General features: G+C 63.9%; 16 protein-coding genes. 9 read left to right on the top strand and 7 right to left on the bottom strand.

Features of this window, described 5'->3' with window-relative positions; translation table 11 throughout:
* Positions 1-61: 61 nt before the first annotated feature.
* Complete coding sequence (locus RHBS_RS17745) at positions 62-295, bottom strand: hypothetical protein (RefSeq protein ID WP_128646147.1); 234 nt, start codon at positions 293-295, stop codon at positions 62-64.
* A gap of 109 nt (positions 296-404) precedes the next feature.
* On the opposite strand from RHBS_RS17745, the gene RHBS_RS17740 reads away from it, so the two are divergent.
* A complete protein-coding gene (locus tag RHBS_RS17740) occupies positions 405-1,274 on the top strand; it encodes a 1,4-dihydroxy-2-naphthoate polyprenyltransferase (protein ID WP_128646146.1) in 870 nt (289 codons plus the stop codon).
* Here RHBS_RS17740 and RHBS_RS17735 read toward each other — a convergent pair.
* Genes RHBS_RS17735 through RHBS_RS17720 form a run of 4 tightly spaced genes read right to left on the bottom strand, consistent with a single transcriptional unit; the run spans position 1,271 to position 3,091 of the window.
* Positions 1,271-1,651: a phage holin family protein gene (locus RHBS_RS17735; RefSeq protein ID WP_037187032.1), complete on the bottom strand. Its 381-nt coding sequence runs from the start codon at positions 1,649-1,651 to the stop codon at positions 1,271-1,273. The two genes, RHBS_RS17740 and RHBS_RS17735, sit on opposite strands and share 4 nt — an antisense overlap.
* A 32-nt stretch (positions 1,652-1,683) precedes the next feature.
* Complete coding sequence (locus tag RHBS_RS17730) at positions 1,684-2,211, bottom strand: Clp protease N-terminal domain-containing protein (RefSeq protein ID WP_128646145.1); 528 nt, start codon at positions 2,209-2,211, stop codon at positions 1,684-1,686.
* Positions 2,212-2,214: 3 nt separating this feature from the next.
* Complete coding sequence (locus RHBS_RS17725) at positions 2,215-2,430, bottom strand: helix-turn-helix domain-containing protein (protein WP_128646144.1); 216 nt, start codon at positions 2,428-2,430, stop codon at positions 2,215-2,217.
* Positions 2,431-2,434: 4 nt separating this feature from the next.
* The gene (locus RHBS_RS17720) at positions 2,435-3,091 is read right to left on the bottom strand and encodes a phosphatase PAP2 family protein (protein WP_128646143.1); all 657 of its coding nucleotides are present in this window, start codon (positions 3,089-3,091) and stop codon (positions 2,435-2,437) included.
* Between the two features lie 109 nt (positions 3,092-3,200).
* Here RHBS_RS17720 and RHBS_RS17715 point away from each other — a divergent pair, with 109 nt between their 5' ends.
* From RHBS_RS17715 to RHBS_RS29775, 4 genes are read left to right on the top strand one after another with little or no spacing between them, the layout of a single operon-like run.
* Positions 3,201-3,650 carry a hypothetical protein gene (locus tag RHBS_RS17715; protein WP_128646142.1) on the top strand — a complete coding sequence of 150 codons (450 nt, stop codon included), beginning with the start codon at positions 3,201-3,203 and terminating at the stop codon, positions 3,648-3,650.
* Positions 3,623-4,558 (top strand): sensor histidine kinase, encoded by a 936-nt coding sequence (locus RHBS_RS17710; RefSeq protein WP_128646141.1) that lies wholly within the window; start codon positions 3,623-3,625, stop codon positions 4,556-4,558. Before RHBS_RS17715 ends, RHBS_RS17710 begins: the two co-directional genes overlap by 28 nt.
* Positions 4,555-4,908 (top strand): response regulator transcription factor, encoded by a 354-nt coding sequence (locus RHBS_RS29780; protein WP_236745389.1) that lies wholly within the window; start codon positions 4,555-4,557, stop codon positions 4,906-4,908. Before RHBS_RS17710 ends, RHBS_RS29780 begins: the two co-directional genes overlap by 4 nt.
* 17 nt (positions 4,909-4,925) lie before the next feature.
* Positions 4,926-5,222, top strand: a complete 297-nt coding sequence (locus RHBS_RS29775) for a response regulator transcription factor (RefSeq protein ID WP_236745388.1) — start codon at positions 4,926-4,928, stop codon at positions 5,220-5,222.
* Between the two features lie 43 nt (positions 5,223-5,265).
* Here the strand turns inward: RHBS_RS29775 and RHBS_RS17700 are convergent, their stop codons facing one another.
* The gene (locus RHBS_RS17700; protein ID WP_237669349.1) at positions 5,266-5,580 is read right to left on the bottom strand and encodes a nitroreductase/quinone reductase family protein; all 315 of its coding nucleotides are present in this window, start codon (positions 5,578-5,580) and stop codon (positions 5,266-5,268) included.
* Between the two features lie 67 nt (positions 5,581-5,647).
* Positions 5,648-6,148 carry a MarR family winged helix-turn-helix transcriptional regulator gene (locus RHBS_RS17695; RefSeq protein WP_128646140.1) on the bottom strand — a complete coding sequence of 167 codons (501 nt, stop codon included), beginning with the start codon at positions 6,146-6,148 and terminating at the stop codon, positions 5,648-5,650.
* 77 nt (positions 6,149-6,225) lie between these two features.
* On the opposite strand from RHBS_RS17695, the gene RHBS_RS17690 reads away from it, so the two are divergent.
* The 4 genes from RHBS_RS17690 to pepN form a co-directional block, all read left to right on the top strand.
* On the top strand, positions 6,226-7,134 hold the full coding sequence (locus tag RHBS_RS17690) for an NAD(P)/FAD-dependent oxidoreductase (protein ID WP_121873444.1): 909 nt from the start codon (positions 6,226-6,228) through the stop codon (positions 7,132-7,134).
* A 122-nt stretch (positions 7,135-7,256) separates the two neighbouring features.
* On the top strand, positions 7,257-7,907 hold the full coding sequence (locus RHBS_RS17685; protein ID WP_128646139.1) for a DUF222 domain-containing protein: 651 nt from the start codon (positions 7,257-7,259) through the stop codon (positions 7,905-7,907).
* Positions 7,907-8,578 carry an HNH endonuclease signature motif containing protein gene (locus RHBS_RS17680; RefSeq protein WP_128646138.1) on the top strand — a complete coding sequence of 224 codons (672 nt, stop codon included), beginning with the start codon at positions 7,907-7,909 and terminating at the stop codon, positions 8,576-8,578. Before RHBS_RS17685 ends, RHBS_RS17680 begins: the two co-directional genes overlap by 1 nt.
* A gap of 25 nt (positions 8,579-8,603) precedes the next feature.
* Positions 8,604-10,526 (top strand): aminopeptidase N (gene pepN / locus RHBS_RS17675; protein ID WP_128646137.1); only part of this gene is annotated, 1,923 nt, incomplete at its 3' end.

The raw sequence follows: 10,526 nt of genomic DNA, 5'->3' as shown, positions 1-10,526 counted from the left end.
TGATCGCAGGCGTCATCGCCGCGATCGGACTGTTCACCGCACTCGGATCCAGCGACGAGAGTCAACCGCTGAGCACGCCCGCCAGCGTCGGTGAGTCGGTTCCACAAACCACGACGCCTGCCGCCACCAGCACCACGACGGCCACATCGTCGCCGCCCCCCCGATATCCCACCTCCCCCACCGACCACCACCGCACCTGCACCTGCTGCCGCCGATGCAGCGCCCTACGTGCAGTACCAGCAGCCGCACTACTACCCGCCGCCGCCTCCGCCTCCCCCCACGGTGCCCCTGCCACAGATTCCCGGTGTCCAGATGCCCGTCATCCCGCTGCCGGTATTGCCGCGCCTGCCGTTCTGACCGGCCGCGTTCTCACCCGTCGGACACATACGGAAAGATCGTCGCTCATGGCCACCACTGCGCAATGGATCGAAGGTGCGCGACCGCGCACACTCCCGAATGCGATCGCCCCCGTCCTCGTCGGCACCGGCGCGGCCGTGTCGGTGGACGGAGGAGTGTGGTGGAAGGCCCTGCTGGCGCTGGTCGTCTCGCTGGCTCTGATTGTCGGCGTCAACTTCGCCAACGATTACTCCGACGGAATCCGTGGCACCGACGACGATCGAGTCGGGCCCCTGAGACTGGTCGGCTCGAAGGCCGCGTCCGCCGGGGCCGTCAAGAAGGCCGCCATCGGTTGCTTCGCAGTCGGCGCAGTGGCCGGACTGGTCCTGGCTGCGACCAGCGCGTGGTGGCTGGTCATCGTCGGGCTCGTCTGCATCGCCGGCGCCTGGTACTACACCGGCGGCTCGAAGCCGTACGGCTACAGTGGTTTCGGCGAGATCGCCGTGTTCGTGTTCTTCGGTCTCGTTGCCGTTCTCGGCACCCAGTTCGTGCAAGCCGAGCAGATCGACTGGGCGGGAGCGTTGGCAGCGGTGGCTGTCGGATCGTTCTCGAGTGCAGTCCTGGTCGCCAACAACTTGCGCGACATCCCCACCGACACCGAATCCGGGAAGCTCACTCTCGCAGTGCGATTGGGCGACACCCGCACTCGCTACCTGCATCTCGCGTTGCTGGTGGTGCCGTTCGCGATGACCGTCGCTCTGATTGCTCGCACCCCATGGGCACTGGTGGGCCTGCTCGCGCTTCCCTTCGCCGCTCGCGCGAATTCCCCGGTACGCAAGGGAGCTCATGGATTCGAGCTGATTCCGGCGCTGCGCGATTCGGGCCTGGCGATGCTCGTCTGGGGCGCGAGCACCGGCGTTGCGTTGGCCTTCGCCTAACGCTTGTCGGGCACGAACGCGCCCAACAGGAAGTTCACGATCGAGATGATGATCGCGCCCCAGAACGCGGCGGCGAAACCGACGATCTCGAGACCGTAGCCGGTCTGCGACGACAGCCAGCCCGTCAACAACAGCATCAACGCGTTGATCACGAGAGTGAACAGCCCGAGAGTCAGAATCAGCAACGGCAGCGACATGAGCTGCACCAGCGGCTTGATGAACGCATTGACGACCGTCAACACGGCCGCGATACCGAGCAGCACCACGATGTCCCAGCCGTCGCCTCGCCCCGAACTGGTGACAGTGATGCCGTCCACGAATTCTTTGGCAACCCAGATGGCAACGGCGTTGATCACGAGCCGAATCAAGAAGTTCATGGCGCCATCGTAGAGTCGCAGACGGCCGAGAGCTATGGCGTCGAGGTAGAGATCGTGGCACGTACCGCATCCAGAGTGACTCCCACAGGCAACAGCGAGCTGGCGGCCAGCTCGTCTTGCCCAAAAACACCGAGCAGGACGTGAGCGACTCCGATCTCGCGATCGCGAAGTGCAACTGCTTCTTTCAGCGACTGTCGGAGAGCGCTTTTCGCAGCTTTGTCGAATGGCAAATGCTTCCTGGTCTGTTCGCTGTTGCGATCGAGAGCACCCGCGCCGAATGCGGCGTCGACCTGCGAAACGACGGCGTTCAGATCAATTCCGATCGACTCGAGCGCACGTGCGTCTTCAGAACCCAGGGCCGAATCGGCTCGCAATGCCGAGCGAACGGCATCGGAGGCAACCCCCAATGTCGACATTCGAGTCTTCAGTGATTCGTCAGCACCGTCCAGTGCGGCGAGCAACAGGTGCTCGACGCAGATGCGAGGCGCTCCCATCTCGCGCGCAACCTCCTGCGCATCGATCACGGTGAGTCGAGCTGCAGCAGTGAACTTTTCGAACATGGTCTACCTTCCTTTCCCACCGTACTTCTTGTGCACGGCCTGTCTACTGATCTCGAGAGAGTCGGCTATCGCTTGCCAGGGCCATCCCTGGTTGCGGGCGTTGCGAACCTGGACGGCTTCCAGGCGTTCGAGCAGGCGACGCAGTGCGAGCACCGCGCGAAGCCCTTCGGCAGGGTCGGGACTGCTCGCTGCAGCGGCGAGTGCGGTGGCTTCGGTCATGACGTCAATCTAGGTTGACAACCCGATTCTTGTCAACCTTGATTGACAGAGTGGTGTGCAGCCGCCGCAGGAGTGGCACCGTCGACAGCACGACGACGATGCCGAAACCGAGCCCCGCCAGCACGTCGTGCGGATAGTGGACTCCGGCCGACACCCTTGCGGCCGCGATCAGCACAGCCGCCGGACATACCACCCACGCGCTCCGAGGCACAGTCAGGACGCAGGCCGTCGCTACAGCTGCTGCGAGCACGGCGTGATTGGACGGCCATGACCAATCATCGATGTCGGGGCAGGCAATGACGATGGACACATCGATTGTCCGGCATGGCCGGGCTTGGGCCACAAGAACCTTCACTACCTCGCTGGCGAGGTAGGCGGCCACCACCCCGCAGCCGCCCGCGACCAGCACCCCGAACGATTCCCGATCCCGCAACCAGGTCCAAGCTGCGAGGACAATCGCAGACGCCACCGAGACGAGCAATCCGATCTCGGCCACTGCCGCAATCAGCGCGTGCGGCAACGCCGTGTCCGACATTCGGACCACCGAACGGAACAGTGGCTCGCGGATCGGAAAGGTCAGCGCGGACAGACAGAGAAGTACAGCCGCTGCGAGGGCAAAACCGCAGTAGGAGTTGATGGTCGGCCTTCGTCTCGAATTCATGCTCAGGACGCTACGAAGGGTCGAAGCCCGGTAGATCTGGCCGAAGTCGATACCTGACTATGACCCTGGTACTAGTCGGACGGCGCGCCCATCGTCGAGGATGTGAGACATGAACACGGTCGATGCGTCGTCCACACGTTGCCGCGCGGCGACCGCACTGATGATCGTCGCTCTCGTCGCGCTCACGTCCGTGCCGAGTCCGGGCCCGTGGACCGCTGCGGCCGTCGCCGTGTGTGCAGCGATTATCGGGCTTGGCCCGAACCCCTTCCGACGCATCGCCGTCGCCTGGATTCTGGGCGCGTCCGTTCTGATTGCAGTCCTGGTCGCCTGGGGCAGTGTGTGGACAGAGCTGCCCCGGGACGTTCTCTACGCCTCGCTACGCATGGGAGTTCCGTGGCTGGCCGGCTTCGCCTGGCAACTCCGCACGCAGGTGCGCAACCAGGCCGCCGAGGAATTGACTGCAGCGCGACAGCGTAGAACGCTGCCGCGGAACGGGATCGAGCCAAGGAGCGACTCGAGCTCGCGGAGTCCCTGCACGACGACCTCGGGCATTCCCTGAGTCTGGTAGCCCTCGATCTCGGCCGCCTCGAGCTCGACTCCACACTGACGCCCTCGGCACAGGAATCGGTGGGTACCGCACGAAAGCAGCTCGCCCGTGCGGTGGAACGGCTGGGCGACTCGGTGGAATCGCTGAGGGTCGGAGCAGCACCGGGCCTGCCTCGCCGCGACACCGTGGACGCGTTGATCCAGCGTGCTCGTGAATCTGGCGTCGACGTCGAGGTGACGAGCACGGTCGACGTGCCGAACCTCCCGGAAGCGGCTCACAACCCACTGTTTCGAGTGTTGCAGGAAGCCTTGACCAACGCAAGCAAGCACGCACCGGGACTCCCGATCACCGTCGAGATCGCCGGAGACGGGGCGTATTCGTCTGTGCACGTACGCAACCCCGTCGAGAACACCGCTGAGTTCGGTCGGGGCACCGGACTCCAATCCACGGCAGATCTTTTGCGCCGCAGCGGAGGCGACCTACGGGTCGACCTGAGCGAGGGCGAATTCGATCTCCGTGCTCGGATTCCGCACAGACCGTTGCCGATGGACCCGATGGACATGTCACCGGAGGACGACATCGCCGGTCTCACGCGAGCCCGGCGTCGCGGACGGCTGCTACTCGTCGGCGCTGCACTTGTCGCCGTGTCGATGCTGGCGGCCGTGGAGAGCTTCAACTGGTTCGAGGCTCGGCGAACTGTACTGTCGGAGGACGACTTCCAGAATATCAGCGTGGGCAACAGCCGAGACGACGCCGACGGCGTGCTACCCGAACACGAACTACCCGGCGAGGCCGGGGGAACAGGTGAGTGCCACTTGTATGCCGTCACCGCGGATCGATTCGCGGACTCGTCCGGTAACCGCTATCGCATCTGTTACAACGGCGACACCGTGTCCGAAGTAAGCCTGATCTCGGAGTGAACGGCACTCGATCGGGACAGATCCGAATCCTGATCGCCGACGACGAACCACTCGTCCGCGCCGGCATCATCGGGATCCTCGGTACCGAACCGGATCTGAACGTCGTTTGCGAGGCCGCCACCGGACGCGAAGCACTGGACATGACACGCTCACGCTTGCTCGACGTCGCATTGCTCGATATCCGAATGCCCGAGCTGTCCGGACTCGAGGTTCTCCGCGAACTGCGGCGCGGCAACTCGACCTTGCCGTGCCTCATCGTGACGACATTCGGTGAGGACGACTACGTGTCGGAGGCCATGAACTGCGGTGCCGATGGTTCGTACTCAAGTCCGGTGACCCTCGCGAGCTGATCCTTGCCGTCCGAGCCGTGTCGGACGGAGGGGCGTTCTTCTCACCCGCTGTGGCCCGAAGACTTCTCACCGACTCGGCGGTTGCACGACTCGACCGCAAGGTACAGGCGCAGAATGCCTTTCGGGCACTCACTACCCGCGAACAGGACGTCATACAGCTGATCGGCCGGGGCATGTCCAACTCTGACATCGCCGCCGAATTACATCTGGCCGAGGGCACGGTCAAAGTCCACATCACGTCGATCCTGCGGACGACCGGGGCTCGGAACCGAGTTCAGGCGGCACTCATCGCAGTCCATGCCGACAAGGCCTGATCGGCCGTCTCGCGGACTCAGCGATCCAAGTCGATGTCGACAGTCACCCGCCCACGGTCGTCACGAGTCGCCACGCAAGGCCGGAGTGATGGACGCCGGCGAGGTCGACATCGACCCGACCGCCGTCGCTCTCGAAGTTTCGCCACCAGCTCTTCTTGTCCGGTACGGCCACGGCAACTTTCACGTGATTGCCCGTTCGCCTGTAGGCCACTGGCAGTGAGAACTCCTTGCCGGATTTCCGGCCGGTATAGGTCAGGATCCCCATCGACCGTCCGAGCACTCTGTCGAGCACCGGTGCCTTCATGACGACCACGAAAACCTTGTTGAACGCTGCTGCCGATTTCTGGAAGGTGTTCACTGTGCCGCCTCCGGGGTTGCCCTGCACGTGATGCCGAGCGTAGCGGCGTTACCGCTCGACGGAGTCATCACTGCGAGGACACACCGTCTTCCATCGACTCGGCCAATATGTTCAGGGCTTCGAGGACTCGCTCCCGTCGCGCACCCAATGCGTCGAACAATCGGCTGTGAGCCGCAAGCTCGCGCGGAAAGACTTCGTCCACAACATCTTTGCCCGCGTCGGTCAACGTGATCGACGCAGACCTCCGATCCTCGGCGTTCTGCATGCGTTCGAGGAATCCGCGGCGCTCGAGCTTCCCCAACGCCTTGCTGACTCCGGCGCGAGTCATACCGAGTAGCTCCGCCAGCCGCACCGCCGTCACGGGTTCCGTGCCGTAGCGCAGCGGCACCATCAGTTCGACCTCGGCGACCGTGACGCCTGCCTCGGCATAGATTGGTTCGACGGCCAACTCGAGGAGCGCGACGATGCGCTTGATCTGGGCAACCACCCGCATCGGCGAGGCGTCGAGGCCGGGGTTGGATTCGGCCCACCGTGTGCAGGTCAGTTCACGAAGCGATGCGTCGGTCATCGTCACCACCAATGTTGTTAACCAGTTGACAGTCCTGCTACGTTCAGACTCTAGCCCATCGACTTCGAGGAGCCCTCTTGACGTACGACACCGTGGTGGTCGGCGGCGGACCCGCCGGGCTCAGTGCCTCAACACTGTTGGCCCGCGCTCGCCGGCGAGTGGTCCTGGTCGACGCCGGGCATCCACGCAATGCGCCTGCCGATCATGTTCACGGTTTCCTGTCGCGTGATGGCGCATCGCCGCACGAGCTACGCCAGGAGGGAATCCGGGAAGTGCTCCGCTACGGCGGGGAGCTAGTGCAGGACAATGTCACTCGCATCGACGACGGATTCACGGTTCACCTCGAGAGTGGCTCGGTTCTGGATTCTCGATCGATACTGGTGGCCACCGGTCTCCGCGACGAGCTGCCCGACATTCCGGGCGTACGGGAGCATTGGGGCTCAGGGGTCTTGCATTGTCCGTACTGCCACGGCTACGAGGTGCGAGATCAACCCATTGCCGTGATCGGCGGATCGAATCGACCGTTCACCGTCCATCAGGCCTCGCTGATTCGCCAATGGTCCTCGGACGTCATCTTCTTCACCAACGGGATCGAGCTGACCGAAGACGAACGGATCGGACTCGACGCCCGATCGGTCGGAATCGTGGACGTCCCCGTCTCTCGGCTCGTCACGGAAGACGGCATCGTCGCCGGCGTCGAACTCACCGACGGCAGCGTCGTTCCCAGAGCGGTCGTCTTCGTCGGCCCGACATTCGTCCCCAACGACGGTCTGCTGACCCGGATCGGTTGCGCGCGACTGGAGAACGGGTGGGTAGCAACCGACCCGACCGGCCGCACCAGCGTGGACGGACTGTGGGCCGCGGGCAACGTCTCGGATTCGCCTGCACAATTGATCAATTCGGCGGCAGCAGGCTCTCGGGCAGCGATCGACATCAATCACTACCTGCTGGCTCTCGATGTCGCCTTGGCCGTTCGCTCGCGCTGAGCGCCTCGACCAGGGCGGCAGAACTTGTCGGTGGTCGGTTCTACACTTCTCGGCAACGGGTCGAATACGTGTTCGGCCCTTCGTCGCTGGGGGGTGACATGGGGCTACGCGAGTCGACATGGATGGCTGACGATCACTCTGCACTCGCCGACGTTCTCGGTGCGCGCAGAACGATCAACGCTGCTGCCGCATCGGAACTGGCGCTCATGGACGACTACGTTCGCGGCCGAACCGCATTCGCCTCGCCGTGGGACACAGGAGTGACCGAAAAGGATCTCTACAGCTCGGCGATCTGCGAGCTGGCGGCGGCACTGTCGTCCACCTTCGCGTCGGTCAACAACAAGGTGCAGATGTGGCGCCGATTGCAGCCATCGGTGAAACGTCGATTCGTCGACGGTTCACTCGACATGGAGCGGGTCAGGACGATTCACGATCACTTGCTCCACGCTCGACCGAACACGGTGGTCGACATCGAAGCCGAGGTCCTCAAGGCCGCCAGAGAGATGGCACCGGGCGCTCTGGGGCGCGAGATCGATCGACTGCTCACCGAAGCCGATCCGGATTGGGACCGCGAAGTGCGCAAGCGTGCTGCGCGCACGGAGAAGCGAATCCGGTTGCGGAGACGAGCACGAGGAATGTCCAGCCTCACCACGGTGATGACCGATGGCGAAGCGACGAACAGATTTCACGGATCGACGGCGAGATCGCGCGCCTGCACCCGGAGGATCCTCGATCCCCCGATCAACGACGAGGCGAAGCACACAATGCGTTGATGCGTGGCGAGGCACTTATGTGCCAGTGCGCATCGTGCCTGACCTCCCGCGGTGACGTCGCGATTCCCGAGGCCGACGAGCCGCAGCCAGCTGGCGCGACCGACGCTTCGACCAGCGACACAGCCGGATCCGACGAGACATCCACTGCGAGTTCGGAATCCGCGCCACAGGGGCCGGTGCGGCCGATCAGGCAACCGCCACCGGCCACAGCGCCACCCGGGGACACAGCACCACCCGACAAGGCACAGCGATCGCGACCAGGAGGAGGGACGCTGATCGAGCGTTGGCGGGCCGTCGTCGAGAGCAATCCCCTCGGCGTGCACGCGTTGTACCCCGACGGTCACGGAGGCATGACGGTTCCGCCACCGGGGGCACTGTCCTACAAGCCGAGCAGGGCACTCGCGGCGCGAGTTCGCGCCGACCATCCGTACTGCCTGCATCCTGGATGCGACGTGCCTTCGGACCGGTGCGACCTCGACCACGTCGTCGAGTTCGATCGGCAGAATCCGGAGCGAGGGGGGTGGACGATCTCGACGAACATCGGCCCGCGCTGTCGACTCCACCACAACCTGAAAACGCGCAAACTCTGGCACACGGAACTACTACCGGAAGGGGTGCTGCACATCGTCGACCCACTCGGACGCCACTACTTCACTGCGCCGACCCTGTGAAGATTCGATCACCTAGGTTGGTTCGGTGAGCACCGCGAATCTGACCCGGACCGAAACTCGCAGGCGATCGCGCCACATCGGCGGGGTGAACTATCGCGTTCACCTGGATCTTCTGCGCGCAGAGGACGCAGACCTCGACACCTTCGAGACAGTGACGACCATCGAATTCGACGCGACCACAGCGGCGACATGGGTCGATTTCATCGGTGCCTCGGTCGACGAGGTCACTGTCAACGGCATCGACGCGGCGGTCGATTACGACGGCTCACGGATTCAAATGGTGGGGCTCGCCGAGCACAACATCGTCCGGATTCGCGCGCGCGGACGGTACAGCCGGTCGGGTGAAGGACTGCATCGGTTCGTCGATCCTGTCGACGACAACGTCTATCTCTACACGCAGTACGAACCTGCCGATGCACGCCGGGTGTTCGCGAACTTCGAGCAACCGGACCTCAAAGCGCCCTTCACTCTGACGGTGACGGCTCCACCGACGTGGACCGTGCTGTCGAACCGTGAGGGAGTCACTGCCGACACTGTCACCACCTTCGCTCCCACCCTGCCGATATCGACCTACATCACCGCGATTGCGGCCGGTCCGTATCACCGCGTCCAATCGTCCTGGACAAGAGGTGAACTCACCGTCCCTCTCGGCGCGTATTGCCGGGCGTCGCTCGCCGAATACTTCGATGCCGAGGACATCTTCGACATCACGAAGCAGGGCCTGGACTTCTTTCACGACAAGTTCGACTACCCGTACCCGTTCGGAAAGTACGACCAGATCTTCGTCCCCGAATACAACCTCGGCGCGATGGAGAACCCAGGCCTCGTCACGTTCACCGAATCGTATGTATTCCGTTCTGCGGCAACCGAAGCCCAGTACGAGGCCCGAGCAAACACGATTCTGCACGAGATGGCGCACATGTGGTTCGGTGACCTCGTCACGATGCAGTGGTGGGACGACCTGTGGCTCAAGGAATCCTTCGCGGACTTCATGGGTGCGTACGCGTCGGCCGAGGCGACCCGATTCACCGATGCCTGGGTCAGCTTCGCCAACCGACGAAAAGCGTGGGCATACCTGCAGGACCAGCTCCCGACCACTCACCCGATCGTCGCCGACATCACCGACCTCGAGGCCGCGAAGCTCAACTTCGACGGCATCACCTACGCCAAGGGGGCGAGCGTCCTCAAACAACTCGGGGCGTTCGTGGGTGCAGATGCCTTCTTCGCCGCGTCCCGCAACTACTTTCGCACCCATGCTTTCGGTAACACCACACTGACGGATCTGCTGAGCGAGATGTCCGCAGCGAGCGGACGCGACCTCGACACCTGGGCTGCAGCATGGCTGCAGACCACCGGCGTCTCCACGCTCAGCTACACCGGCGATGCCGTCGAGCAGACAGATCCGCGGCCTCACCGAATCGCCGTCGGGCTCTACGATCTCGACGACGCGGGGAATCTGACGAGAACCCACCGCCGAGAACTCGACATCACCGATGCACGAACGCCGGTCGACTTTCCCGATGCCGCACTGGTGCTGCTCAACGACGACGACCTGACGTATGCCAAGATCCGATTCGACGAGCGCTCGACTACCACCGTGCGGAACCACCTCGATCGCATCGTCGATCCCCTCGCCCGAGGCCTGGTGTGGTCAGCGCTGTGGAACTCCACCCGCGATGCCGAGATGTCTGCGCTCGAGTACATCGACATCGCAACCGAATTCGCGCCAAACGAGCCCAAGATCGGCCTGCTGTCGGCGGTCACGGCCAACGTGGCGTACGCCCTCGAGCATTACCTCCCGGAGGACCGACGGGGCGAACCCACCCGGCAGTGGCTCGAGGCGTCGTGGACGCAACTGCATGCGAGCGAGCCAGGGAGCGATAGCCAGTTGGTGTGGGCGCGAGCCACTGCGGCCGCGGCCCAACTCGACGGTTCCCGCGCGCCCGAC

It is taken from the genome of Rhodococcus sp. BS-15, assembly GCF_000813105.1.
Classification (GTDB): domain Bacteria; phylum Actinomycetota; class Actinomycetes; order Mycobacteriales; family Mycobacteriaceae; genus Rhodococcoides.
This window is presented reverse-complemented; position numbering and strand designations above follow the sequence as displayed.

Coding starts and splice junctions, on each gene's coding strand:
- RHBS_RS17680 (WP_128646138.1), top strand. CDS start 7,907: ATGCGTGGCGAGGCACTTATGTGCCAGTGCGCATCGTGCCTGACCTCC.
- RHBS_RS17740 (WP_128646146.1), top strand. CDS start 405: ATGGCCACCACTGCGCAATGGATCGAAGGTGCGCGACCGCGCACACTC.
- RHBS_RS17715 (WP_128646142.1), top strand. CDS start 3,201: ATGAACACGGTCGATGCGTCGTCCACACGTTGCCGCGCGGCGACCGCA.
- RHBS_RS17695 (WP_128646140.1), bottom strand. CDS start 6,148: ATGACCGACGCATCGCTTCGTGAACTGACCTGCACACGGTGGGCCGAA.
- RHBS_RS17735 (WP_037187032.1), bottom strand. CDS start 1,651: ATGAACTTCTTGATTCGGCTCGTGATCAACGCCGTTGCCATCTGGGTT.
- RHBS_RS17720 (WP_128646143.1), bottom strand. CDS start 3,091: ATGAATTCGAGACGAAGGCCGACCATCAACTCCTACTGCGGTTTTGCC.
- RHBS_RS17730 (WP_128646145.1), bottom strand. CDS start 2,211: ATGTTCGAAAAGTTCACTGCTGCAGCTCGACTCACCGTGATCGATGCG.
- RHBS_RS17725 (WP_128646144.1), bottom strand. CDS start 2,430: ATGACCGAAGCCACCGCACTCGCCGCTGCAGCGAGCAGTCCCGACCCT.
- RHBS_RS17685 (WP_128646139.1), top strand. CDS start 7,257: ATGGCTGACGATCACTCTGCACTCGCCGACGTTCTCGGTGCGCGCAGA.